General features: G+C 66.8%; 17 protein-coding genes. 7 read left to right on the forward strand and 10 right to left on the reverse strand.

Translation table 11 applies throughout. The features are described 5' to 3' along the window. Positions 1–31 precede the first annotated feature (31 nt). Positions 32–1,444 carry an NADP-dependent phosphogluconate dehydrogenase gene (gene gndA / locus GN330_RS06130; RefSeq protein WP_156711724.1) on the forward strand — a complete coding sequence of 471 codons (1,413 nt, stop codon included), beginning with the start codon at positions 32–34 and terminating at the stop codon, positions 1,442–1,444. A gap of 40 nt (positions 1,445–1,484) precedes the next feature. Beyond that, positions 1,485–2,531, forward strand: coding sequence for an L-glyceraldehyde 3-phosphate reductase (gene mgrA, locus GN330_RS06135; protein WP_156711725.1), 1,047 nt, complete (start codon positions 1,485–1,487; stop codon positions 2,529–2,531). Between the two features lie 117 nt (positions 2,532–2,648). On the opposite strand, the gene GN330_RS06140 is transcribed toward mgrA, so the two are convergent. The 7 genes from GN330_RS06140 to hutI all read right to left on the reverse strand — a co-directional run bounded on the left by GN330_RS06140 (position 2,649) and on the right by hutI (position 11,152). Next, positions 2,649–4,193: a TRAP transporter large permease gene (locus tag GN330_RS06140; protein ID WP_197435077.1), complete on the reverse strand. Its 1,545-nt coding sequence runs from the start codon at positions 4,191–4,193 to the stop codon at positions 2,649–2,651. Continuing rightward, on the reverse strand, positions 4,193–4,696 hold the full coding sequence (locus tag GN330_RS06145; RefSeq protein ID WP_156711726.1) for a TRAP transporter small permease subunit: 504 nt from the start codon (positions 4,694–4,696) through the stop codon (positions 4,193–4,195). The genes GN330_RS06140 and GN330_RS06145 overlap by 1 nt, the downstream gene beginning before the upstream one ends. Positions 4,697–4,748: 52 nt before the next feature. Further along, on the reverse strand, positions 4,749–5,840 hold the full coding sequence (locus GN330_RS06150) for a TRAP transporter substrate-binding protein (RefSeq protein WP_156711727.1): 1,092 nt from the start codon (positions 5,838–5,840) through the stop codon (positions 4,749–4,751). Between the two features lie 86 nt (positions 5,841–5,926). Then, a complete protein-coding gene (gene hutU / locus GN330_RS06155; RefSeq protein ID WP_156711728.1) occupies positions 5,927–7,600 on the reverse strand; it encodes a urocanate hydratase in 1,674 nt (557 codons plus the stop codon). After that, a complete protein-coding gene (hutG, locus tag GN330_RS06160) occupies positions 7,597–8,409 on the reverse strand; it encodes an N-formylglutamate deformylase (RefSeq protein ID WP_156711729.1) in 813 nt (270 codons plus the stop codon). The genes hutU and hutG overlap by 4 nt, the downstream gene beginning before the upstream one ends. Beyond that, positions 8,406–9,947 (reverse strand): histidine ammonia-lyase, encoded by a 1,542-nt coding sequence (hutH, locus tag GN330_RS06165; protein ID WP_156711730.1) that lies wholly within the window; start codon positions 9,945–9,947, stop codon positions 8,406–8,408. Before hutH ends, hutG begins: the two co-directional genes overlap by 4 nt. Further along, positions 9,944–11,152: an imidazolonepropionase gene (gene hutI, locus GN330_RS06170; protein ID WP_156711731.1), complete on the reverse strand. Its 1,209-nt coding sequence runs from the start codon at positions 11,150–11,152 to the stop codon at positions 9,944–9,946. Before hutI ends, hutH begins: the two co-directional genes overlap by 4 nt. A gap of 80 nt (positions 11,153–11,232) precedes the next feature. Here hutI and GN330_RS06175 point away from each other — a divergent pair, with 80 nt between their 5' ends. From GN330_RS06175 to hemA, 3 genes are all read left to right on the forward strand, one after another. Continuing rightward, complete coding sequence (locus GN330_RS06175) at positions 11,233–12,603, forward strand: formimidoylglutamate deiminase (RefSeq protein ID WP_156711732.1); 1,371 nt, start codon at positions 11,233–11,235, stop codon at positions 12,601–12,603. Next, positions 12,600–13,301, forward strand: a complete 702-nt coding sequence (locus GN330_RS06180) for a histidine utilization transcriptional repressor HutC (RefSeq protein ID WP_156711733.1) — start codon at positions 12,600–12,602, stop codon at positions 13,299–13,301. The genes GN330_RS06175 and GN330_RS06180 overlap by 4 nt, the downstream gene beginning before the upstream one ends. Positions 13,302–13,570: 269 nt before the next feature. After that, entirely contained in the window at positions 13,571–14,785 is a 1,215-nt protein-coding gene (gene hemA / locus GN330_RS06185; protein ID WP_156711734.1) for a 5-aminolevulinate synthase, read from the forward strand. A gap of 193 nt (positions 14,786–14,978) precedes the next feature. Here the strand turns inward: hemA and GN330_RS06190 are convergent, their stop codons facing one another. Together GN330_RS06190 and dnaK are read right to left on the reverse strand one after the other, a co-directional pair. Next, entirely contained in the window at positions 14,979–16,097 is a 1,119-nt protein-coding gene (locus GN330_RS06190) for an acyltransferase family protein (RefSeq protein WP_156711735.1), read from the reverse strand. A gap of 339 nt (positions 16,098–16,436) precedes the next feature. Then, positions 16,437–18,353 carry a molecular chaperone DnaK gene (gene dnaK, locus GN330_RS06195; RefSeq protein ID WP_156711736.1) on the reverse strand — a complete coding sequence of 639 codons (1,917 nt, stop codon included), beginning with the start codon at positions 18,351–18,353 and terminating at the stop codon, positions 16,437–16,439. Positions 18,354–18,660: 307 nt separating this feature from the next. Here dnaK and GN330_RS06200 point away from each other — a divergent pair, with 307 nt between their 5' ends. Both GN330_RS06200 and GN330_RS06205 read left to right on the forward strand, forming a co-directional pair. Beyond that, positions 18,661–19,779: a zinc metalloprotease HtpX gene (locus tag GN330_RS06200; RefSeq protein WP_156711737.1), complete on the forward strand. Its 1,119-nt coding sequence runs from the start codon at positions 18,661–18,663 to the stop codon at positions 19,777–19,779. A gap of 452 nt (positions 19,780–20,231) precedes the next feature. Continuing rightward, positions 20,232–21,926 (forward strand): glycine/sarcosine N-methyltransferase, encoded by a 1,695-nt coding sequence (locus GN330_RS06205; protein ID WP_156711738.1) that lies wholly within the window; start codon positions 20,232–20,234, stop codon positions 21,924–21,926. Positions 21,927–22,009: 83 nt separating this feature from the next. Here GN330_RS06205 and GN330_RS06210 read toward each other — a convergent pair whose 3' ends face one another. After that, a complete protein-coding gene (locus tag GN330_RS06210) occupies positions 22,010–25,642 on the reverse strand; it encodes a CHAT domain-containing tetratricopeptide repeat protein (protein ID WP_156711739.1) in 3,633 nt (1,210 codons plus the stop codon). Positions 25,643–25,717: the final 75 nt, after the last annotated feature.

The following is a 25,717-nucleotide window of genomic DNA, read 5'->3' on the forward strand; positions in this document are numbered from 1 at the left end:
GAATGGGCGCGCAACCTTGGAAGGGAACAGCATGCACACGGCGGAAATCGGACTGATCGGACTTGGCGTGATGGGCTCCAATCTGGCGCTCAACATCGCCGAGAAGGGCCACCGGATCGCCGTGTGGAACCGGACCACCGAAACGACGCGCCGCTTCGCCGAGGACGCCGGCGCGCTCGGCGCCATGATCGTGCCCTGCGACACACTCGCCGACCTTGCAGCCGCGATCCGGCCGCCTCGACCGATCATCCTGATGGTGCCGGCCGGTGCCGTCGTCGACGAGCAGATCCGCGCGCTCAGGCCGCTGCTTTCGGCCGACGACATCCTGATCGATGCCGGCAACGCCAATTTCCGCGACACAATGCGCCGCTTCGACGAACTCGACGGCAGCGGCCTCGCCTTCATCGGCATGGGGGTTTCCGGCGGCGAGGACGGCGCGCGCAACGGTCCGTCGATCATGGTCGGCGGCGCACCGTCGTCCTGGCTGCGCGTCAAGGACGTGCTGGTCGCCGTCGCCGCGCAATATCGGGGCGAGCCCTGCGTGGCGCATCTGGGGTCGGACGGCGCCGGACATTTCGTCAAGACCATCCACAATGGTATCGAATATGCCGATATGCAGATGATCGCCGAGGTCTACGGACTTTTGCGCGACGGCGCCGGCCTGAAAGCCGGGGAAATGGCGCGGCTGTTTCAAACCTGGAATGGCGGGCGGCTGGAATCCTATCTGGTCGAGATCACCGCCAGCGTGCTGGCGACGGAGGATCCCGAAACCGGCGACCCCATCGTCGACGTCATTCTCGACCGGGCCGGCCAGAAGGGCACCGGCCGTTGGGCGGCGATCGAGGCACAGACCATGGCGGTGCCGGCCACCGCGATCGAGGCGGCGGTCGCCGCCCGCAGCCTGTCGGCGATGAAGGACGAGCGCGTCGCCGCCGAGGCCCTCTACGGCGCGCCGGTCACGGCGTTTTCGAAAGCGAACAGGCGGGCCGTGATCGATGATCTCGAAAGCGCCCTTTATGCCGGCAAGATCGCGGCCTACGCGCAGGGTTTCGCGGTGATGGAAGCCGCTTCGCGCGAATTCGCCTGGGGCTTGCCGTTGGCGACGGTGGCGCGGATATGGCGGGCGGGCTGCATCATCCGCTCGCAGTTCCTCGACGATATCGCGCGTGCCTATGACGAGGACGCGCCGGCCAACCTGCTGGCCGCCCCGCGCTTCGTCAAGGCCATGCAGGACGCGCACCCGGCTCTGCGCCGCACGGTGGCCAGGGCCGCCGCGGCCGGCATTCCGGTGCCGGCGCTTTCGGCCGCGCTTGCCTATTTCGACACCTACCGGACCGCGCGCGGCACGGCCAATTTGATCCAGGCCCAGCGCGACTATTTCGGCGCGCACGGCTTTGAGCGGATCGACGCCGGCGGTGCCCATCACGGCCCCTGGTCGGGGTGACGACAACGGCGCGGCCCGCCCGCGCGGAAAGGAAAACTCGATGGGATGGCAGCCGGCCGAGAACCGCTACGAGCGCATGCACTACCGGCGTTGCGGGCGTTCCGGGCTAAAATTGCCGGCCGTCTCGCTCGGCCTGTGGCACAATTTCGGCGACGACACCCCGCATCGGGTCAAACGGGCCATCTGCCGCAAGGCGTTCGATCTCGGCATCACCCATTTCGATCTCGCCAACAATTACGGTCCGCCGCCCGGCGCGGCGGAAGCTGCCCTCGGCGAGATTCTGCGCAGCGATTTTTCCGGGTTCCGCGATCAGCTGATCGTGTCGACCAAGGCCGGTTACGACATGTGGCCGGGACCCTATGGCGAATGGGGCAGCCGCAAATATCTGCTCGCCTCGCTCGACCGGAGCCTCGAGCGGCTCGGCCTCGACTATGTCGACATCTTCTACTCGCATCGCTTCGATCCCGACACGCCGCTGGAGGAGACGATGATGGCGCTCGACCGGGCGGTGCGCTCGGGCAAGGCGCTTTACGCCGGCATCTCCTCCTACAATGCGCGCCGCACGCGCGAGGCGGCCGCGATCCTGCGCGAACTCGGCACGCCCTGCCTGATCCACCAGCCGAGCTATTCGATGATCAACCGCTGGGTCGAGGAGGACGGCCTGCTCGATACGCTCGACGAGCTCGGCATCGGGTCGATCGTGTTCTCGCCGCTGGCGCAGGGCATGCTGACGGGGAAATATCTTGGCGGCATCCCCGACGAAAGCAGGGCCGCGCAGGGCAAGTCGCTCAGGCCGTCCTTCCTCTCCGATGCGACGCTCGCCAACATCCGCGCGCTCAACGCCATCGCCGAGCGGCGCGGCCAGACGCTGGCGCAGATGGCGCTGAGCTGGGTGCTGCGCGGCGGCCGCGTGACCTCGGCGTTGATCGGCGCCAGCCGGCCCGAACAGGTCGAGGACTGCGTCGGCGCCCTGAAGAATCCCGATTTCACCGCGGCCGAACTGGCCGAGATCGACCGCTACGCCCGGGACGCCAACGTCAATCTTTGGGCGGCGTCGGCCGAGCGCGAGGGGCCGGCGCGCAAATAGGGCGGACGGGCGATCCTGGAGCGTTCCGATGCGAAGCGGAGGCCGGTTCGCCGTTCGCAAACGGGTCAGGACAATAAGGTGGAACCGGCCTGCGATCCCGTGAATGGCAGGACGGCTCTAAAAGATCGCCGCCGGCAGCCAGGTGGCGATCGCCGGCATCAGCCAGATGATGGCCATGCCGACCAGTTGCAGCGCGATGAACGGCGCGACGCCGGCATAGATGTGCCCGGTGGTGATCTCCGGCGGCGCCGCCCCGCGAAGGTAAAACAGCGAAAAGCCGAAGGGCGGCGTCAGGAACGACGTCTGCAGATTGATGGCGAGCAGGATCGCCAGCCACACCGGGTCGTGGCCCATCAGGATCAAGACCGGCACGATCAGCGGCAACAGGATGACGGTGATCTCGACGAAGTCGAGGAAGAAGCCGAGCACGAAAACCAGCGCCATGCAGAAGATCAGCGCCCCGGTCGGGCCGCCGGGCATGGCGGTCAGGATCTGTTCGATGCGCTCCTCGCCGCCGAGCCCGACAAAGACCAGCGAGAAGATGCTGGCCGTCAGAATGGTGGCGAAGATCATCGCCGTCACCGTCATGGTCGAGGTGAGCGCCGGTTTCAGCATGCCGATGCGGGCCATGCGGGCGAGCGAGGCCAGGATCGCGGCGACGCCGGCGAGCGCCAGGCCTGTGTAGAGCGCGCCCTGGACCCAGCCGATCACGGTGACGTCGCTGCGTTGCAGGCGCACCGGCGCCAGTCCCGCCGCCACGGCCAGCAGCAGCAGCGCTGCGGCGCCGAGCAGGATCAGGCTCGTCGGCGCGCCGTTGCGGTAGCCCGCCATCAGCACCGCGCCGACCGCGCCGACGGAGGCGGCCTCCGACGGGGTGGCGACGCCGCCGAGGATCGCGCCGAGCACGGCGACGATCAACAGGATCGGCGGCACGATCGCGCCGATAATGGCGGTGAGGTCCGGGCGGGGTTCGGACGTGTCGGCCGGCGGCGCATCGGCGGGCACGAGGAAGGCGCGCGCCAGCACGTAGACGATATAGATGCCGACCAGCGTCAGACCGGGCAGCAGCGCGGCGGCGAAGGTCTGGCCGACCGAGATCGTCTCGACCGTGAACTTGCCCTGTTCGAACTGCGCCTGCTGATAGGCGTTCGACATCACATCGGACAGGATGATCAACAGCGTCGAGGGCGGGATGATCTGGCCGAGCGTGCCGGCGGTGCAGACCACGCCCGACGCGAGCCGCGGATTGTAGCCGTTGCGGAGCATGGTCGGCAGCGCGATCATGCCCATCGCGATCACCGTCGCGCCGACGATGCCGGTCGAGGCGGCAAGCAGCGCGCCGACCAGCACGACCGAAACGCCGAGCCCGCCGCGCAGGCCGCCGAACAGCCGGCCCATTGTTTCCAGCAGTTCCTCCGCCACCCGGCTGCGTTCCAGCACCACGCCCATCAGCACGAACAGCGGGATCGCGATCAGCACGTCGTTGGTGAGAACGCCGAAGACGCGCTGGCCAAGGGCGCCGAGCAGGGTGATGTCCATCTGGCCGGCGGCCCAGCCCAGAAAGGCGAACACGGTCGCCACCCCTGCGATCGAAAACGAAACCGGAAAACCGAGCAGGATGCAGCCGATCAGTCCGGCAAACATCAACAGGTCGAGCGGCATCACGCGGCGGCCTCGCGCAGGCGGGCAAGGTCGCGCAGCAGGCAGGCGACGGACTGGATCAAAAGCAGCACGCAGAAGGCCGGGATCAGCGATTTCAGCAGGAAGGAGGCCGGAATGCCGCCGACCGAGATCGGGCCTTCCAGGATCGACCAGGAATTGCGCACCGACGGCCAGGACCAGACAAGGAGCACGGTCATCGACGGGATCAGCAGCGCGAGATGGCCGAACAGGTCGATCGCCGACTGCCGCTGCCGGCTGGCCTTGGCGTAAAAGATGTCGACGCGCACATGGCCGTCGACCAGCAGCGTGTAGCCGGCGCCGAGCATGAACAGCGTCGCGTGCAGGTAGAGCACGCTTTCGCTGAGCGCGATGAAGCTGATGCCGAAAACGTACCGCAAAAGCACGATCCCGAACTGCACCAGCACCATCAGGATCGCGCACCAGCGCACCAGATTGCCGACGGTCCGGTTCACGCTGTCGAGCCAGTCGGCAAGCGCGGTCATGCTGCCCCCTTGTGAAGAGGTCCGCCGGCTGTGAAGCGCCGGCGGAGCCCAGTCAGTATTTATAGTCGAGCGCCCGGGCGTTCATCTGCCCGTTATCGGCATAAACCATATAGTCGGCCACCGAACTGCGATAGGCCAGGAAGCTTTCCACGATCCGTTTGACCAACTCGTCGTCGTCCTCGCGCAGATCCGCGATCACCTCGCCGGCCGCGTTGCCCAGCGCCACGATCACCTCTTCGGGCAGCTTCTTGACCTGCACGCCCTCCTCGGCGACCAGCTTCTGCAGCGCCAGCGCGTGCTTGGTGGTGTATTCGGTCCACACCGGATTGTAGAGGCTCTCGCAGGCAAGCGCGACGGCGGCCTTGAGATCGTCGGGCAGATCCTCGTAGGCCTTGGCGTTGACCACGCACTCCTCGGCCGATGACGGTTCGCCGACGCCGGGCCAGTAATAGTTCTTGGCGACCTGGTGAAAGCCGAGCGCGCTGTCGGACCACGGGCCGATGAACTCGCCGGCGTCGAGCGCGCCCGATTGCAGCGCCTGGAACATGTCGCGGCCGCCCATCGCCTGCACCGCCATGCCGATCTTGGCGCACATCTCCGAAGCCAGGCCGGTGGTGCGGAACCGCAGGCCCTTGAGGTCGTCGACCGAGTTGATCTCGCCGCGGAACCAGCCCTGCCATTGCGGGCCGGAATTGCCGCACAGGAACGGCTTCAACCCGAACCTTGCATAGATCTCGTCGTAGAGCGCCTGACCGCCGCCATGGGCGAGCCAGCCGAACTGCTCGTCGGCCCTCAGGCCGAAGGGCTGCGAGCCGAACAACAGGATGCCCTTGGACTTCGAGCCCCAATAGGCCGGGACCGCATGGTAGAGTTCGGCCGTACCTTCCGAGACCGCGTCGAAGACGCCGTTGCCCGGCACCAGTTCGCCGGCGGCGTAGAGCTTGACCTCGATGCGCCCGCCCGACAGCGTGGTGATGCGGTCGGCCAGCATCTGCGCGGCCACGCCCGGCCCCGGCAGGTTTTTCGGCCAGGCCGTGACCATCTTCCATTCGCGCTTGTCCTGCGCGATGGCCGGGGTGGCCAAAGCCGCGCCGGTCGCCATGCCGCCAAGCGCGGTTTTCGTCAAAAACTCTCTGCGTTTCATTTTTTCTCTCCCTTTTTTATCGAATTTCCCTATTTTTTGCCCGCGATCCGAGCCATTTTTGTACGTTTTTCCGACCGCGAACGGCGCTAGTTCCCAAGAATCGCCGGCAGTCTCAGGCCCTTTTCACGCGCCCAGTCGAGCGCGATGTCGTAGCCGGCATCGGCATGGCGCATGACGCCGGTCGCCGGGTCGTTCCACAACACGCGCTCCAGCCGGCGTGCCGCAGCCGCGCTGCCGTCGGCGCAGATCACCATACCGGCATGCTGCGAAAAGCCCATGCCGACACCGCCGCCGTGATGCAGCGACACCCAGGTCGCGCCCGAGGCGCAGTTCAAAAGCGCGTTGAGCAGCGGCCAGTCCGAAACCGCGTCCGAACCGTCCTTCATCGCCTCGGTCTCGCGGTTGGGCGAGGCGACCGAGCCCGAATCGAGATGGTCGCGGCCGATCACGACCGGCGCCTTCAATTCGCCCTTGGCGACCATCTCGTTGAAGGCGAGGCCAAGCCGGTGGCGGTCGCCGAGCCCGACCCAGCAGATGCGCGCCGGCAGGCCCTGGAAGGCGATGCGGTCGCGCGCCATATCGAGCCAGCGGTGCAGCGGCTCGTTGTCGGGCAGGAGTTCCTTTACCTTCTCGTCGGTGCGGTAGATGTCTTCCGGGTCGCCCGAAAGCGCTGCCCAGCGGAACGGGCCGATGCCGCGGCAAAACAGCGGCCTGATATAGGCCGGCACGAAGCCGGGAAAGGCGAAGGCGTTGTCGAAACCCTCCTCCTTGGCGACCTGGCGGATATTGTTGCCGTAATCGAGCGTGGGCACGCCCTGGTTCCAGAACGCGACCATCGCCTCGACATGTTCGCGCATCGAGGCGCGGGCGGCCTTTTCCACCGCTTGCGGGTCGCTCTCGCGCTTGACGCGCCATTCGGCCAGCGACCACCCTTTCGGCAAATAGCCGTTGATCGGGTCGTGCGCCGAGGTCTGGTCGGTGACCATGTCCGGTCGCACGCCGCGCCGTACCAGTTCCGGCACGATCTCGGCGGCGTTGCCGAGCAGGCCGACCGATTTGGCCTCGCCGGCCCGGGTCCAGCGGTCGATCATCGCCAGCGCCTCGTCGAGCGAGGTCGCCTTTTCGTCGACATAGCGGGTGCGGATACGGAAATCGATGCGGCTCTCGTCGCATTCGACCGCCAGGCAGCAGGCGCCGGCCATCACCGCCGCCAGCGGCTGGGCGCCGCCCATGCCGCCGAGGCCGGCGGTCAGGATCCACTTGCCTGTCAGCTCGCCGTCATAATGCTGACGCCCGGCCTCCACGAAGGTCTCGTAGGTGCCCTGCACGATGCCCTGCGAGCCGATATAGATCCACGACCCGGCCGTCATCTGGCCGTACATCATCAGCCCCTTGCGATCGAGCTCGTTGAAATGGCTCCAGTCGGCCCAGTGCGGGACGAGGTTGGAATTGGCGATCAGCACCCGCGGCGCATCGGCATGGGTGCGGAAGACGCCGACCGGCTTGCCCGATTGCACCAGCAGGGTCTCGTCGTCGGCGAGCGTCTTCAAGGTGGCCGCGATGCGGTCGAAATCGTCCCAGGTGCGCGCGGCGCGGCCGATGCCGCCATAGACCACCAACTCGTTTGGATTCTCGGCCACATCCGGGTCGAGATTGTTCATCAGCATTCTGAGCGGCGCTTCCGTCATCCAGCTCCTTGCGTTGAGTTCGGAGCCGCGCGGGCTGCGCACTTCACGAATATTGTGGCGGGGATTGCTCATGGTCGGCCTCCGGACGTCAGGGACGACGCGATCGCCTCGATGCGCGTCAGGATTTCTTTGAGATGGACCTGCAGCCACTCGGCTTTCCCGGGATCGTAGTTGAAGGGCGGGTCTTCCGAGGCCAGGTGCGAGGCCTGCGTCAATTCCATCTGGATGGCGTGCACCTTGTCAGCGGGCTTTCCGTAGTGACGCGTCGTCCAGCCGCCGCGAAACCGGCCGTTGACGACATGGCTGTAGCCGTCCGCTGCCGCGCAGATATCGGCGACGGCCGTTTCGAACGCTGGTGCGCAGGTTCGGCCGTTATCGGTGCCGATGTTGAAGTCGGGCAGGCGGCCCTCGAAAAGGAACGGGCAGACGGAGCGGATCGAGTGGCAGTCATAAAGCACCGCCACGCCGTGGATGGCCCTGACGCGCGCGATCTCGGCCGCCAGCGCGGCGTGATAGGGCCGGTGAAACGCGTTAAGTCTCTCGGCCACGTCGGTGTCGGTCGGCTCCGCGCCCTCGCGCCAGATCGGCCGGTCGTCGAAATCCGTCGCCGGCACCAGCCCGGTCGTGTTCTGACCGGGATAAAGGCTTTGGCCGGACGGGTCGCGATTGGCGTCGATGACGTAGCGGTGGAAGGTGGCGCGCACCGTGGTGACGCCGGCCAGCAGACCGTCATAGAGCCGGTCGACATGCCAGTCGGTGTCGGTCAGAAGCCTGCCCTGCTCGTTCAGCCGCTCGCGCACGCTATCGGGAACGAAGGTGCCCGTGTGCGGCAGGCCGAGGATGACGGGCGAGGCACCCTGGTGCACGTCGACGGGGGTCATCGGGCCGCCTCCAGCTCCGGCAGGATCCCGGCGCTGACGCTGGCGTTGAGCGCGCCGGAGCGCACCAGTCCGCTCGCCGCCTCCAGATCGTCGGCCATGAAGCGGTCGACCTCGAGCGTCGGCACGACGCCGCGGATCGTTTCCAGGGCGCGCATCAGTTCCGGACCGGTCTTCAGCGGCGCGCGCAACTCGACGCCCTGGGCCGCCGTCACCGCCTCGATGCCGACGATGCCGGCCAGGTTGTCGCTCATGGCGAGCAGGCGCCGGGCGCCGTGGCAGGCCATGGAGACGTGGTCTTCCTGATTGGCCGAGGTCGGCGTCGAATCGACCGAGGCCGGGTGCGCCATCTGCTTGTTTTCCGACATCAGCGCGGCCGACGTCACCTCGGCGATCATCAGGCCCGAGTTCAGCCCCGGTTTCTTCGCCAGGAAGGCCGGCAGGCCGAAGGACAGCGCCGGATCGACCAGGAGCGCGATGCGGCGCTGGGCGATCGCGCCGATCTCGCAAATTGCGAGCGCGATCTGGTCGGCGGCGAAGGCCACCGGCTCGGCGTGGAAATTCCCGCCCGAGACGACGCCGTCCGAAAGCACCAGCGGGTTGTCGGTGACGGCGTTGGCTTCGATTTCGAGTGTCCGCGCCGCCATGCGCAGCAGGTCGAGGCAGGCGCCGTCGACCTGGGGCTGGCAGCGGATACAATAGGGGTCCTGCACGCGCTGGTCGCCCTCGATATGGCTTTCGCGGATCTCCGAGCCGGCCAGCAGCGCGCGCAGCGCGGCCGCAGTGTCGATCTGGCCCCGATGGCCGCGCAGGGCGTGAATTTCCGGGTGGAACGGCGCGGTCGAGCCCATGGCGGCATCCGTCGACAGCGCGCCGGTGATCAGCGCCGCGCGCGCCGCCCGGTGGGTGCGAAAAAGACCGGCGAGCGCCAGCGCGGTCGACACCTGGGTGCCGTTGATCAACGCCAGCCCTTCCTTGGCGGCAAGCACGATCGGTTGCAGTCCCGCCTTGTCGAGCGCGTCGGCGGCCGGCATGCGCTGACCCTCGAACACCGCCTCGCCCTCGCCGATCATCGCCGCCGTCATATGGGCAAGCGGTGCAAGGTCGCCCGATGCGCCGACCGACCCCTTTTCGGGAATCACCGGCAGAACGCCGCGCGCCAGCATCGCCTCGATCAGCGCTACCGTCTCCGGCCGCACGCCCGACGCGCCGCGCCCGAGCGAGATCAGCTTCAGCGCCATGATCAGCCGCACGATGTCGTCGGAGAGCGGCGCGCCGACGCCGCAGCAATGCGACAGGATCAGATTGCGCTGCAGCGTCGCCACGTCGTGTGCCGGAATGCGCACGCTGGCGAGCTTGCCGAAGCCGGTATTGATGCCGTAGACGGCCGCATCGCCGCCGACGATGGCGGCAATGCGCGCGGCCGCGCTGGCGATGGCGGCGCGGAACTGGTCGTCGAGCATGACGGCATCGTTGCCGCGGTAGACGGCTTCCAGCGTGGCGAGCGGAACGGCGCCGGGGTACAGAACGATCATTGTCAGTCTCTTGCCTCCACGATGCGGCGGTAAAGCGGGTTGTCGCCGATCCGATAGGCCAGTTCGGCCGGGTGCTCGACGTCCCAGATCGCGAACTCGGCGCGCTTGCCGGGCGTAATCGTGCCGATCTCGTCGCCGAGACCGAGCGCCAGCGCGGCCTCGCGCGTTGCGCCGGCGAGCGCTTCTTCCGGCGTCAGGCGAAACAAGGTGCAGGCCATGTTGACCGCCAGCAGCAGCGAGGTCATCGGCGAGGAGCCCGGATTGCAGTCGGTGGCGACCGCGATCGGCACGCCGGCCGCGCGCAGCGCCGCGACCGGCGGCCGCTCGGTTTCGCGCAGGAAATAGAACGCGCCCGGCAACAGCACGGCGACGCTGCCGGCTTTCGCCATCGCGGCGACGCCGTCCTGACCGAGATATTCGAGGTGGTCGGCCGAGAGCGCCCCGTAAGACGCCGCCAGCTTCGCGCCGCCGAGATCCGACAATTGTTCGGCGTGCAGCTTGACCGGCAGGCCGAGCGCCTTGGCGCGATCGAAGACGCGCGCGATCTGACCCGGCGAAAAGGCGATGCCCTCGCAGAACCCGTCGACCGCGTCGGCCAGCCCTTCGGCCCCCGCCGCCTCCAGGCCCGGGATCGCGACCTCGTCGATATAGGCGTCGGCGCGGTCCTTGTATTCGGGGGGCACGGCATGCGCGCCGAGATAGCTGGTGCGCACGCGCACCGGCCGCAGCTTTTCAAGCCGGCGCGCCGCGCGCAGCATCTTCAGTTCGTCCGCGACGGTCAGGCCGTAACCCGACTTGACCTCGATGGTCGCCACGCCTTCGCCGATCAGCCGGTCGAGCCGCGGCAGCGCTGATTCCACCAGCGCGTCTTCGGTAAGTGCGCGCGTGGCCGACACGGTTGAGACAATGCCGCCGCCGGCGCGCGCGATCTCCTCGTAGCTTGCGCCTTCCAGCCGCAGCTCGAATTCCCTGGCGCGATTGCCGCCGAAAACCAGATGGGTGTGGCAATCGACCAGGGCCGGGGTCGCCAGCCGGCCGCCGAACGACTCGGTTTCGACGCCGCTCCAGCCGGCTGGCATCGCATCCGCCTCGGCCGCCCAGGCGATCCGGCCGGCCTCGACGCCGATCGCGCCCCGGTCGATCAGGCCGTAGGGAGCGCCGCCCGCGTCAAGCGTGGCGATACGCAGGTCGGAAAGAATCTTGCGCGTCATCGATGGGTCGATTTCCGGTTTTCAAAGTCAAGAATAATGCTATTATGTCTAGACATAACGAGTCAATTGGAAAGAGTGCCATGTTGTCGATTTTTGCGCGGGAAGCGTTGACCCAGGCCGGATGGCAGTCGAATGTTCTGGTCGAGATCGGCGCGGACGGACGGATCGCGGGCGTGAGCGCCGACGCGGCACCGGCGGCTGACAGCCACCGTGTGGCCGCGCTCCTGCCGGCGCCCTCGAACCTGCACAGCCATACCTTCCAGCGCGCCATGGCCGGTCTGGCCGAGGCGCGCGGCCCGGCCGCCCATGACAGTTTCTGGACCTGGCGCGAGATCATGTATCGCTTTCTCGACGTGCTGACGCCCGACGAGATCGAGGCGGTCGCCGCGCTCGCCTTCATGGAAATGCAGGAGGCCGGCTTTGCCGCCGTGGCGGAGTTCCATTATCTGCACCACCAGCCCGGCGGCGCACCCTATGCCGATCTCGGCGAACTTGGCGCCCGCATCGCCGCGGCGGCGGCCGAAACCGGCATCGGGCTCACCCTGCTGCCGGTGCATTACGCCCAGGGCGGCGTCGACGGGCGGCCGCTTTCGGGCGGCCAGTTGCGGTTCGGCAACGATCTCGACCGCTATCTGGAGCTGGCATCGCGCGCCGAGGCGACGGTGAAGGCGCTGCCCGGCGACGCCCATTGGGGATTTGCGCCCCATTCGCTGCGCGCGGTCGGCGCCGCCGATCTCGAACGGCTGGCGGGAATGCGCGGCGACCGCCCGTTCCACATGCACATCGCCGAGCAGGAACAGGAAATCGACGAGATGCTGGCGGTTCACGGCGCCCGGCCGGTCGAATGGCTGCTCGACAGGGTCGCGGTCGACCGGCGCTGGTGCCTGATCCATTGCACCCACATGACCGAAAAGGAGACCGCCGGTCTCGCCGCCGCGCAGGCAACGGCGGGACTGTGCCCGGTCACCGAGGGCAATCTCGGCGACGGCATTTTCGACGGCGCGCGCTTTCGCGCCGCCGCCGGCGTGTTCGGCGTGGGCTCCGATTCCAATATCCGCATCAGCGTTGCCGAGGAACTGCGCCAGCTCGAATATTCGCAGCGGCTGCGCGACCGGCTGCGCGTCGTGCTGGCCGATGCCGGGCAGTCGAGCGGCCGGGTGCTTTACCGGACCGCGCTTGAAGGCGGCGCGCGCGCGCTCGGCCGTGACAGCGGCGTGCTCGCGCCGGGGTTTTGGGCCGATCTGGTCGCGATCGATCCGGCACGCTCCGCGCTTTGTGGTCCAGACGGTGACCCTCTGCTCGACGGCTGGATCTTCGCCGGCGGCAACGAAACCGTGACCGATCTGTGGTCGGCCGGCCGCCACAGGGTCCGCGACGGACGGCATCTCGGCCGCGAGGCGATCGTCGCGCGCTATGCAAGCTGCATGGAATCGGTCAGGGCACGGCTATGACGACCGATCGGCGTACCTCCTTCCGCGACATCAAATCCGAGCTTGAACGCCGGATCGCCCGGCGGATATGGCCACCGGGCGCGACGATCCCCGGCGAGGAAGCGCTGGCGGCGGAATTCGGCGTGGCGCGCGCTACCGTCAACCGTGCGGTGCAGGAACTGGCGCGATCCGGGATCGTCGAACGCAAGCGCAAATCCGGTACGCGGGTCGCGCTTTATCCGGTACGCGAGGCGCGGCTCGCGATTCCGCTGGTGCGCAAGGAAATCGAGGCCAAGGGCGCCGCCTACGCCTATTCGCGCCTGAGCCGCGCCGTCGTCGCCGCGCCGGATTTTCTGCGCGCCCGCCTTGCCCTGCCGGACTCGGCGAAAGTCCTGCATCTGCGCTGCCTGCATCTCGCCGACCGGACGCCGTTCCAATTCGAGGAACGCTGGATCAATCTCGACGCGGTGCCCGAAGCGCGCGGCGAGGCTTTCGAGGAGATCGGGCCGAATGAATGGCTGGTCGAGAACGCGCCGTTCTCGCGCGCCGAGTTCGCCTTTCGCGCCGCGCGCGCCGGCCGCGACGAGGCCGCGCTGCTGCAGGTGGTTGAAGGCGAGGCCGTGTTCGTGGCCGAGCGCATGACATGGCTGGCGGGCAAGCCGATCACCTTCGTGCGCATGGTTCACCCGCCCGGCCACCGCATGGTGACGGAAATTTGAACGGGCGCCCGCCACCCGCCGGCCGTGCTTCCCGCCGCCGTGTCTGCCGATGTTGCCCGTTGCCGGGTCGATGACCGGTTGGCCAGCTTTGCGCCAGATCAAGGCTTTGGGAGCACGCACCAGGCAGGAATGATCGCGAGCGTCCGCTCAAGGGCGGTCTGGACCGGTCGCGTGTAAATATGCAAATCTTTGAATGGAACGTTTTGCCGCGTCTTCGAGGGAAGACAAAAACCGCCCGGCAGGTTAGAAAAGTTCCAAGGAGAACACGGATGGACTTCGAAGCCTTATTTGCCACGAAGCTCGACGGCCTTCGCGACGAGGGCCGCTATCGCGTTTTCGCGGAACTGGAGCGGCATGCGGGTTCGTTTCCGCGCGCGACGCGCTTTGTCGGCGACGAGACCCGCGAGGTCACCGTGTGGTGCTCGAACGATTATCTCGGCATGGGCCAGAACCCCGAGGTGATCGCGGCCATGCACGAGGCGCTCGAGCGTTGCGGCGCCGGCGCCGGCGGCACGCGCAACATTTCCGGCACCAATCATTACCATGTGTTGCTCGAGCGCGAACTGGCCGACCTGCACGGCAAGGAAGCCGCGCTGATCTTCACCTCCGGCTATGTCTCGAACTGGACGACGCTGTCGACGCTCGGCGCCAATATTCCCGGCTGCGTGATCGTCTCGGACGAAGGCAATCACGCCTCGATGATCGAGGGTATCCGCCATTCCAAGGCCGAAAAGCGCATCTGGAAGCACAACGATGTGCGCGACCTCGACCGGATTCTGTCGGAATACGGACCCGATCGGCCGAAGATCGTCGCCTTCGAGAGCGTCTATTCCATGGACGGCGATATCGCGCCGATCCGCGAAATCCTCGAGGTCGCCGAAAAGCACGGCGCCATGACCTATCTCGACGAGGTGCACGCGGTCGGCCTGTACGGGCCGCGCGGCGGCGGCGTTGCCGAGCGCGAGGGGCTGATGGACCGCGTCACCATCATCGAAGGCACGCTCGGCAAGGCTTTCGGCGTCGTCGGCGGCTACATCACCGGTTCGACCGCGTTGTGCGACTTCGTGCGCTCCTTCGCCTCCGGCTTCATCTTCACCACCGCCCTGCCGCCGCATGTGGCGGCCGGCGCGCTGACCTCGATCCGGCATTTGAAGACAAGCCAGTTCGAGCGTGCCCGCCACCAGGACCGCGTTGCCAAGGTGCGTGCCCGCCTCGATGCGATCGGTATCCCGACCATGCCCAATCCGAGCCATATCGTGCCGGTGATGGTGGGCGACGCGGCCAAGTGCAAATGGCTTTCGGACCTCTTGCTCGACAATCACGGCATCTACGTTCAGCCGATCAACTACCCGACCGTGCCGCGCAAGACCGAGCGGCTGCGCATCACGCCGTCGCCGCTGCACACCGACGCCGACATCGATCATCTGGTGCGCGCGCTTTCGGAACTGTGGTCGCAATGCGCTCTGGCCCGCGCCGTGGCCTGAGGCGTCGGCGCTCGTTTCCGACCGGACTGCGCGACCGTCCAGAGCGCGGGCGTCTCCAGCGAAGCATGAACGCTTCTCGAAGCGAACCGCGCTAAAGCCGATCTGCTTTTCACGGAATCGCAGATCGGCTCCAACTTATTGTTTTGACGCATTTGCGAACGGCGAACCGGTATCCACTTCGCCTGGAAACGCGTTAGCGGCCGACCCGGTTCGCCGGCGCCACGACGATCTCGGCCGGCCGTGCGCGCGGTTTTGTCGACAGCAGCCAGCCTGTGATCCGGTCTCCGACCGGACGCTCGAAATAACGGTGGGACGCCATGGCGACGCCGATCACCACCAGGGCGGGCACGAGCCAGTAGGTGTAAAAACTGACCACGCCGAGCGGCTCGACGAGCTTGCGCCAGAGCACGGCCAGCAACACGCTCTCGATGACGGGGTGGATCAGGTAGATGCCGAGCGACACCTTTCCGAGCGGATGCAGGAAGGCGAGATAGAGCGAGGAGTCGGGCCGGTTGCGTTCGGCGAGCGCGGCGCAATACATGGCCAGCCCGAGCAGCAGCACGATCACGTAGGAATATTGATTGGTCGCCATCGCCGCGATCGCCAGCGCGAAGACGATCCAGGCCGGCGCGTGGCTTTTCAGGCGCCACCGGCTGTCGCGCACCGCCATCGCCACGAAGGCGCCGAGCGCGAAATCGGCGAAGGCGCGATAGGCGCCCCAGGTGTTGGCCTCCAGCCAACTCGCGAACGGGATGATGTTGGCCGCCACGGCGAGCTCCAGCACCAGTACAGACAACGCCGCCATCGCCGCCAGGCCTGCCTTGCCGCCGGCCCGGTAGGCCAGGATGATCAGCGGCAGGAGCAGATAGCAGAACCATTCCGCCGACATCGACCAGGCGACATAGTTGAAGGTCAGCGTATCGGTCAGGCCCCAGGCCTGCAACAAGAGCAGATTGGCCGGAAGCGCCGACCAGGCATAGCGGCCCGGATCGCCGGTCTGCACGAAGCCGAAATCGATCGCCAGCGCGACGACGCAGAAAAACAAAAGCGTAACCAGATAGAGCGGGTAGAAGCGCGCGATGCGCCGCAGCAGGTAGCGGCCGAAGCTGCCGCGCTCCCTCAAGAGCCTGTCGCCATAGCGCTCCATGATCAGGAAGCCGGAGATCATGAAGAACATCTCCATCAGCGGCATCAGCCGGTAAAGCGCCGCGCTCGCGGCCTCGTGCCCCGGGGGCGCGTAACGCAGGAAATGCCACATCATGATGGTCAGCGCGGCGGTGAGCCGCCAGGTTTCGAAGATGCGGTAATGCATGCCGTGTCAGCCGGTGCCAAGAAGAAATTCCGGCCTATATTCAGACAGATTACTTCAGAAATCCCTAATGTCATAGATTCTCTATGAGGGGCATGTTTTTTCAAGCTTATCTTGGCATTTGGAGCCTGTGCACGTGAAAGGCGAGGCGGGTTGTATTCGCCATAACTGATGGCTGCGCCTTTGGGTGCGGGATTGTCCTATGGAAGCCGCGCTATCGGCCCGGCTCCCGACGTAACGCAACAAAAAACCCTCATCCGCGGCGCGGCCGCGGATGAGGGTTGTTGTTTTGCCTGCCGGCCCGGCGCTCGGGCCGGGCCACTCATTCTATCGTGAAGCCGCTCAGGCGGACTTCTTCTTGTCGTCGTCGTCGATTTCCTCGAAATCGGCATCGACGACCTCCTCGCCGCTCTTTTCGGCGTCGGCCTTGGCGTCGCCCTCGGCTGCCTCGGCCTGCGAGGCTTCGTACATGGCCTGGCCAAGCTTCATCGAAGCCTCGGCGAGCGCGTTGGTCTTGGTCTTGATGTCTTCGACATCGTCGCCCTCGACGGCCGCCTTCAGCGCTGTGATCGCCTCCGAGATCGCGTTGCGGTCGTCTTCGGAGACTTTTTCACCGTATTCGGCGAGCGACTTCTCCGACGAATGGACCAGTGCCTCGGCCTGGTTCTTGGCCTCGACCGCCTCGCGGCGCTGTTTGTCGCCCTCGGCATTGGTCTCGGCGTCCTTGACCATCTTCTCGATCTCGTCGTCGCTGAGGCCGCCCGACGCCTGGATGCGGATCTGGTGCTCCTTGCCGGTGCCCTTGTCCTTGGCCGAGACGTTGACGATGCCGTTGGCGTCGATGTCGAAGGTGACCTCGATCTGCGGCACGCCGCGCGGCGCGGGCGGAATGCCGACCAGGTCGAACTGGCCGAGCACCTTGTTGTCGGCCGCCATTTCACGCTCGCCCTGGAAGACCCGGATCGTGACCGCGGACTGGTTGTCCTCGGCGGTCGAGAAGACCTGGCTCTTCTTGGTCGGGATCGTGGTGTTGCGGTCGATCAGGCGGGTGAACACACCGCCCAACGTCTCGATGCCGAGCGACAGCGGCGTCACGTCGAGCAGAAGCACGTCCTTGACGTCGCCCTGCAGAACGCCGGCCTGGATGGCCGCGCCCATGGCGACGACCTCGTCGGGGTTCACGCCCTTGTGGGGTTCCTTGCCGAAGAACTGCTTTACCGCTTCCTGGATCTTCGGCATGCGGGTCATGCCGCCCACCAGCACCACCTCGTCGATCTCGCCCGCCTGCACGCCGGCATCCTTCAGCGCCGCCTTGCACGGGTTGATGGTACGGCTGATCAGGTCCTCGACCAGGCTTTCGAACTTCGCCCGGGTGAGCTTCATCGTCAAATGTTTCGGGCCGGACTGGTCGGCTGTGATGAAGGGCAGGTTGATTTCGGTCTGCGAGGTCGCCGACAGCTCGATCTTGGCCTTCTCGGCGGCTTCCTTCAGCCGCTGCAGGGCGAGCTTGTCGTTCTTCAGGTCGATGCCCTGTTCCTTCTTGAACTCGTCGGCGAGGTAATTGACCAGACGCATGTCGAAGTCTTCACCGCCGAGGAAGGTATCGCCATTGGTCGACTTCACCTCGAACACGCCGTCGCCGATCTCAAGGATCGAGATGTCGAACGTGCCGCCGCCAAGGTCGTAGACGGCGATCGTGCCGGCTTTCTTCTTGTCGAGCCCGTAGGCGAGCGCGGCCGCCGTCGGCTCGTTGATAATCCTGAGCACTTCAAGGCCGGCGATCTTGCCGGCATCCTTGGTGGCCTGGCGCTGGGCGTCATTGAAATAGGCCGGAACGGTGATGACGGCCTTTTCGACCTTTTCGCCGAGATAGCTTTCCGCCGTCTCCTTCATCTTCTGAAGGACCATGGCGGAAATCTGCGAGGGCGAATATTTCTTGTCCTGGACCTCGACCCACGCGTCGCCATTGTCGGCCTTCGCGATCTTGTAGGGGACGAGCTTCTTGTCCTTGTCGGTGATCGGGTCGTCGTAGCGCCGGCCGATCAGGCGCTTGACCGCGAAAATCGTGCCTTCCGGATTGGTCACTGCCTGACGTTTGGCCGGTTGTCCGACAAGACGTTCCTCGCCGTCGGAAAAGGCGACGATCGACGGTGTCGTGCGCGCACCTTCGGCGTTTTCGATGACCTTGGGTTCCTTGCCGTCCATGACCGCAACGCACGAATTCGTGGTTCCGAGGTCGATACCAATTACTTTAGCCATTCTTCTTCTCCGCTAAGCAGGCTGCCAAGGACCCATTGCGGCGTTCGGCGCGGCAGCCCCTGTTCACAAGAAAGCGCCCCACCGCCTCCCGAAGGAATGCGCGTGCAGCGTTGCGGCGTATATAAGAACAGCGATTTCGGGGCGCAAGCGCCGTACGGGGCGGTTTGCTGGCAAATGCGTCCAGCCGGGCCTTTCAAGCCCCTATAAGGCGAACAAAAAAGCCGCGGCGCGGCCGGTCGGGCATGAAGGCCGGCCCGCGACATCTCCGAGACTCGGCAAAACCCCGCCCGGCTCCCATATTGTGAGCATGAGCCCTGAACCCAGTCTCGATCTTGTCCAGCAGCGACGCAGTCGCGCGCTGAATACGGTGCACACCTGGCTGCTCGCGGCCGGCAGCCTTTCGATCCTCGCCGTCTGCGCCTGGGCGTTCGGCGGCATCGCGGCGCTCGTCTATGCACTGGTCATCGGCGCGGTCTCCATGGTGGCGATGCGCCGGGTCAGTCCGCGTCTCGTGCTGTCGATGTATAAGGCCAGGCCCGTCTCGAGGGCGCAGTTTCCGCAAGGAATTGCCGTCCTGGAGGAGCTTGCCCGGCGCGCCGGGCTGCCGGCCGTGCCGACGCTTCACGTCGTACCCTCGCGCATGATGAACGCGTTTGCCGTAGGCCGCCGCGACGATTCGGCGATCGCGATAACCGACGCGCTTGCCCGGCGCATGAGCCTGCGCGAACTGACCGCCATCCTGGCCCATGAGATCAGCCACATCGCCCACGAGGACGTGAAGGTGATGGCTTTCGCCGACATGGTTTCGCGATTCACCTCGATGATGTCGACGGTCGGCTTGCTTTCGCTGGTGCTCAACCTGTTCGTCTTCGCCGGCGGTTACCAGGCGCAGGTGCCCTGGTTGGCTGTCATCGTGCTGTTGGCTGCGCCGACCGTCGGCGGCCTGTTGCAGATGGCGCTGTCGCGCACACGCGAATATGACGCCGATCTCGGCGCGGTCATGCTGACCGGCGATCCCGAGGGGCTCGCCGCTGCGCTGGTCAAGCTCGAGCGTGTGCAAGGGCGGCTTTGGGAAAGCCTGATGCTTCCCGGCGGCCGCACCCCCGACCCTTCGGTGCTGCGCACCCACCCGCCGACCGAGGAGCGTGTCCGTCGGCTGATGGCCTTGAAGGGCGCGGCCGACCTGCCGGAGGAGGGTGTGCTTGCCGATGCGGGCGGCCGCGTGCCGCAACGACGTTCGAGTTTCATTCCCTCAATCGGCCGTCGACGACCCGAAGCGGCGGACTACCGGCGCCTTGCCGGGCTGATGCCGACCGCCACCATCCTGGCGGATGAAGACGTCGATCGTCCCGCCAGTTCCGGCATGCTGGCCGGCCCGACCGGGCGCCCACGCATCCGCATCCGCCGCGGCGGCGTATGGTGGTGAGACGTCCGGCCGGCCGACGGCGCGTCGTGAAACCGCGCGGCTAAGGAAAGCCACGGTCCGCGCGCGGGCATCATATTGTGCCGGCTCAAACCGCTGAGATCGCCGGGAAAACACGGCGCCCGCGCCGCCCTGTGTCGGTCCATGGCGACAATGTCGTAATTGGGTCTTGCAATGTCGTTTTCGAACGATATCCTGCGCCGATCATCACGGTGGCTTCTCCAGTCGATGGAGCCGCGCCCTTTTCCGGCGCCCCGAATCTCGGCCACCCTCTGCTCTCGCAGTCTCTTTCCGCGCCCGTCGGGCGCGTTTGTGCGCGGGCAGGCGCCGCCCTACCGACGGGTCTCAGGCGTTCAACACCCATTACGCGTGGTCCGTACCGGGCCGCGCCGCTGTTGCCCGCCTCGCCGGCCGGGTTGCGGCCGATGCGAACCACAGGCGAAACGGAGAGCGATATGAACGAGGCAGCACTCAAACAGCCAAATGCCGAGCTGGAAATGGACCAGCAGCTTTATGGCGATGATCCGCTGGCCGACCGCGAGACCGATCTCTACCGCGGCGAATATGTGATGACGTTCGTGGAGAAGTGGGACGAACTCATCAATTGGACGGCCCGGGCCGAGAGCGAGGGCCAGTTCTTCATCGACGTTTTGCGCGCCAGGGGCAAGGAAACCGTGCTCGACGTCGCGTGCGGCACCGGCTTCCACTCCGTGCGCCTCAACGAAGCCGGCTTCAACGTCACCTCGGCCGACGGTTCGGCCGCGATGCTGGCCAAGGCGTTCCAGAACGGTCAGTCGCGCGGGCTGATCCTGAAGACGGTGCAGGCCGACTGGCGCTGGCTCAACCGCGACATCCAGGGCAAATATGACGCAATCATCTGCCTGGGCAATTCCTTCACCCATCTGCACACCGAGGCCGACCGCCGCCGCGCACTGGCGGAGTTCTACGCCGCGCTCAAGCATGACGGCATCCTGATCCTCGATCAACGCAATTACGACACCATGCTCGACGAGGGCTTCAAGTCGAAGCACAAATTCTATTATTGCGGCGACAAGGTCACGGCCGAGCCCGAGCATATCGACGACAGCCTGGTGCGCTTCAAATACAGCTTTCCCGACGGCGCCGAATACACGCTCAATTTGTGCCCGATCCGCAAGAATTACGTGCGCAAATTGTTGTCGGAAGCCGGCTTCCTGCGGGTGCGTACCTACGGCGACTTCCAGGAGACCTATGCCGAAAGCGACCCGGATTTCTTCGTCCACGTGGCCGAGAAGTCGACCCTGCATGTCGTGCGCTGGGGCGGCGAGGCGCGCGAGGAGGGCCACACCGATATCCGCGACGTCACCGAGGATTATTACGACGGCGACGATGCCGACACCTTCTACTCCACGGTCTGGGGCGGCGAGGACCTCCATATCGGGATTTACGAGGACACAAAGAACATCCGTGACGCCTCCGTGGTCACCGTCGACCGCATGATCGCGGCCCTGCCGAAGATCGATGCCGACACCAAGGTTCTCGACATCGGCGCCGGCTATGGCGGCTCGATGCGCCATATGGTCAAGAAATTCGGCAACGAGGCGGCCTGCCTCAACATCTCCGAGACCCAGAACGACACCAACCGCCACAAGAACCGGCGTGCCGGCCTCGCCGACAAGATCCGCGTCGTGCACGGTGTCTTCGAGGATATTCCCGAGGCCGATGCCAGCCAGGACGTGGTGTGGAGCCAGGACGCGATCCTGCATTCCGACCAGCGCGAGAAGGTGCTGGCCGAGGTCTGGCGCGTGCTCAAGCCCGGCGGCCATTTCGTCTTCACCGACCCGATGCAGGCCGACGACGTGCCAGAGGGCGTGTTGCAGCCGGTCTATGATCGCCTGCAGTTGAACAGTCTCGGCTCGTTCCGCTTCTATCGTGAGGCCGCGCGGGCGCTCGGCTTCGAGATCGTGTCGCAGCAGGACCTGACCGGCGATCTGCGCACCCACTATTTCCGGGTGCGGGAGGAGTTGTTGGCCAATTACGACAAGCTGCGCGAAAGCGGCGCCTCGAGCGACTATCTCGACAAGATGGCGGTCGGGCTCGAGAACTGGGTCAAGGCGGCCGATGCCGGTCATCTGGCCTGGGGCATCCAGCTGTTCCGCAAGCCGGCCTGAGAGACAGGCGATATCGCCTGAAAGACTACGGCGCCCCTGCAAAGGGGCGCCGTTTCTTATGGCGCGGCCGGCATTCGTCGCCGTCAGTGCGCCGAGCCGACCAGGATGAACGGCGCCCAGGAGGCGGGATCGGCACGGGTGCCGCCGGCCTCGATTTCGGCCAGCATGGCGCGGCGCAGCGCCTCGGCGCGGTCGACCCGCGGATCGGCCACCATCGCCGCGACCGCGCCGGTCACCAGCCGTACGGCAGCATCCGACTGGACCGGCCAGTGCGACACCAGCAGCGCGCGGGCGCCGGCATAAAAGAAGGCGCGCGCCAGACCGGACAGCGCTTCGCCGCCGCCGTCGCCGGAGGCGGTGTTGCAGGCCGACAGGATCACCCAGTCCGCGTCAAGCTTCAGCGTGGCCACTTCCGAGGCCGTCAGCAGCCCGTCGTCGCGCGCCGTCGCCGTCGCTGGCGGTGTCAGCACGATGGCGGGTTCGGCCAGGCCCGACAGATCGCCGGAGACCAGGCCGTGCGTGGCGAAATGCACGATGCGCGCCCGGGCGAGCCGACCTTCTTCCGACACACGCTTGACCCCGGCCTCGCTTGCCGCCCGGCCGAGATAGACGGCGTCGTCGCCGGCCCGTAGCGCCCGCGCGATCGCGCAGGCCTCGTCGGTCGTTTCCGGCAACGGCGCCAGCCGGCGCACAGCGCCGACATCCGCCACCGCGCCGCGAAACAGCGACGAAAGCGTCGGCATGGATGCGCGCGCCACTTTTGGACCGCCGGCCGCCGCCGGCCCGCAATCGGTACGCGCGAAGGCACGCCGATCGTCGTCGCCCGGCCCGGTCAGCAGCGGATTGGCGAAACCGAGATAGGGGACGCGCTCGTCGCCGGAGTGCGCGACGGCAGCCAGCGCGGCAAGCGACGACACGGAAGGAAGCACCGCGATCGGGTGATCGCGCAACAGCCAGCCGGCTTCGTGGTAGCGCGCGGCGCGACCGGCTTCCGGCGCCGTGCTCACCAGCAGGTGAAAGGGCAGGCTGGCGAGGCTTCGCGACGGCACGATCACCAGTTTCTTGCCGGCGATCATCTCGGCGACCGGCGCGAGCATTGCCTGGTAAAGGCCGGCCGCGATGGCAAGCACGGCGCCCTCGCGGTCGGGCTCGTCGGTCGCCACCAGCGATTGCGCCCCGCGCGCCTGCGGCCCCACGCCCAGCATTCCGCGCAGCCGCCGCACATCCGCAGCCAAGGCGCCGCTCGGCCTGTCGAGCCTGATCCAGCGCGGCGTTCCCCGTTTCGGAACCGCCCACAGATAGGTCTCGAAATCGACCGTGCCGAGCGGGCTTGTATCGGCGTAGAACAGAAGAATCTCGTCCTCGGCAAGCGCCGCCCGGGCGGTCGTGAAACCGCTGGGCGCCGGCTGCCGCAGGGTGGCGAAATCTGGAAACGCCTCGGCAAGCCGCGCATCGATGGCCCGGATGCGGCGATCGGTCTTGGAAAGCGCGGTTTCGATCGTCGCGATCCTTGCCGGGCTGTTGCCCGAAGGGTCCTGCGCATGCAGGGCGGTGAGGCGGCGGTCGTCCCGTTGCCATTGCTCGACCAGATCCTGTCGTTCCCTTACCAGTCCGGCGAGCTCGCCGTTTCCGGCCGCGTGACGGGCGCCGAGTTGCGAAAGCGCGACCGCCGCGCGCGAATCGATGACGCGCTGCGCCACCAGGAAGGCCTTTTCGGCATAAGTGTGCCGATCTCGCGGCTGTTCCTGCGACAGGCGCGAATAGGTCTTGATTAGATGATCGAAGATCGCGCCGCGCGCGATCGCCTGATCCTCGATCGTGCCGGTCCGGTTGGCGAATGCGTTTTGCGCATTGATCGCGGCCAGGCGCTCGGTGAGCGCGGTCGCGCGTTCGAGCGCAATCCGTGCGGCGGCGAAATCGCCGCGCATGAAATCGGCTTCTCCCAGGTCGGCCAGCGTCGGGATTGTTTCGGCGCTGTCGGCGCCGAAGCGCCCCCGCAGCCAGGCGAGTGCCGCGGCGAATTTTTCGCCTGCTTCGTCGAACCGGCCTTCGGCCATCCGGATCCGGCCGAGCAGGCTGTCGGCGCGGATGAGGGAACGCTGCCGGGTGGGAATGTCGCGATAGATGGCGCGCGCGGCCGTGGTCAGGCGCTCGGCCGCGGCCGGCGCCTTCTGCTCGAGCCGGATATAGGCGAGCGTCAGCATCAGCTCGGCCGCCGTCGGATCCTTGGCGCCGCGCGCCGCCGTCACCGCGTCCAGCGAACGTTGAGTGAGCGTCGCCGCTTCGTCGACCCGCCGCTGGCTGAAGCGCGTATAGGCGAGCGCGGTACGCGTCAGGATCATCTCCTCGCTCTGCTGGCCATGGGTCTCCATGATCGACAGCGCCCGCGTCAACAGCGGGTCGGCCTCTGCAAAGCGCTGCTGGCCGGAGTAAAGCAGCCCGAGTACGAGGAAGTCGAAGCCTGTCAGCAGATCGTCCGCCTCACGGGTGGCCAGGCTGATCGACAGCGCCCGCTTGGCGAAGATTTCGGCCTCGGCGGAACGGTCGCCGGCGTTGGCGGCATTGGCGACCCAGCGCGCCGCCTCGCCGACGCCGGCCGCCTCCGGACCCTGCACGCGCTCGCGCAGGTCGAGCAGCCGGCGAAACACCCGCTCCGCCTCGTCGGCCTGTTCGCCGCCCATCAGCGCCACGCCGAGCCGCATCAGGAGCGCGTCGGTCGCCGTTGCCGTCGCACCGGCGGTCGCCTCGCGGATTGGCAGGGCGCGCCGGTATGCGGCGACCGCCTCGTCGGGTTTCTTTTGTTTCTCGAGTGCCCGGCCGAGCCCCTCCAGCGAGGCGGCGACCGCCGGATGGTCCGGGCCGAGAGCGGCTTCGCGCGCGGCAAGTGCCGCGCGGTAAAGCGGTTCGGCCTCGCCCGCCCGCCGCGTCTCGAACAGCAAATTTGCGAAACCCTGCCGGTAGGAGGCGAGATGGGCGTCGCTTTCCTCGAATGTCGCCTCTGCCGCCGCGATCGCCGCCCGATAGGCCGGCTCCGCCGCATCGTATTCGCCGGCGAAATGCAGCATGAACGCGCGTTCGCCGCGCCATGAAATAACGGTCCTGTGGTCGGAACCGAATGCGGTTGCCCCGATCGCGATCGCATTCTCCAGTGCGCCGGCGGCGTCGGCATGGTCGCCCCTGGCGTCGAAAAGCCGGGCCAGGCCGAACCAGGTTTTCGCCACGTCGGGATGATCGGGGCCGAGCGCGGTTTGGCGAATGGCGAGCGCCTGACGATAGAGGTTTTCGGCTTCCTGGTAGGCGCCGGTGGATTTCAGCGTCACCGCGAGATCGTTGGCCGAGCGGGCGATTTCCGGATCGTTCGGCGCCAGCGTCGCCCTGCGCACGGCGAGCGCCTTGCGGAAATAGGGTTCGGCGTCGTCGTAGCGGCGCTGCTCGAACAGCGTGTCGCCGAGCAGCCGGTAGAGATTGGCCGTCGCCAGCGCGTCCGCGCCGATATCCGTCTCCGCCGCGGCGACCGCGGCGCGCGCCAGGGCCTCGCCATCGGCGGCCCGGCCGTCGTCGATCAGCCGCTGGACCGCCATTGCCTGCGCATCGGCATCCTCGGCCGGACCGGCATGCAAAAAGACCGGCGCACCCGCCAGGAACAGGCCGAGCAGCAGCCCGCCGGCCAATCGGCGCCCGTTACGTCCCGCTATGCGTTTTTGGTCGAAATGCATTGTCACCACCCAGACCCGACCGCATCAAAGCGCGGGCTTTTGGCGGGAGCAAGGCCGCGCCGCCTCCGGTGGTGC

The organism is Nitratireductor arenosus, assembly GCF_009742725.1.
Lineage (GTDB): Bacteria > Pseudomonadota > Alphaproteobacteria > Rhizobiales > Rhizobiaceae > Mangrovimarina > Mangrovimarina arenosa.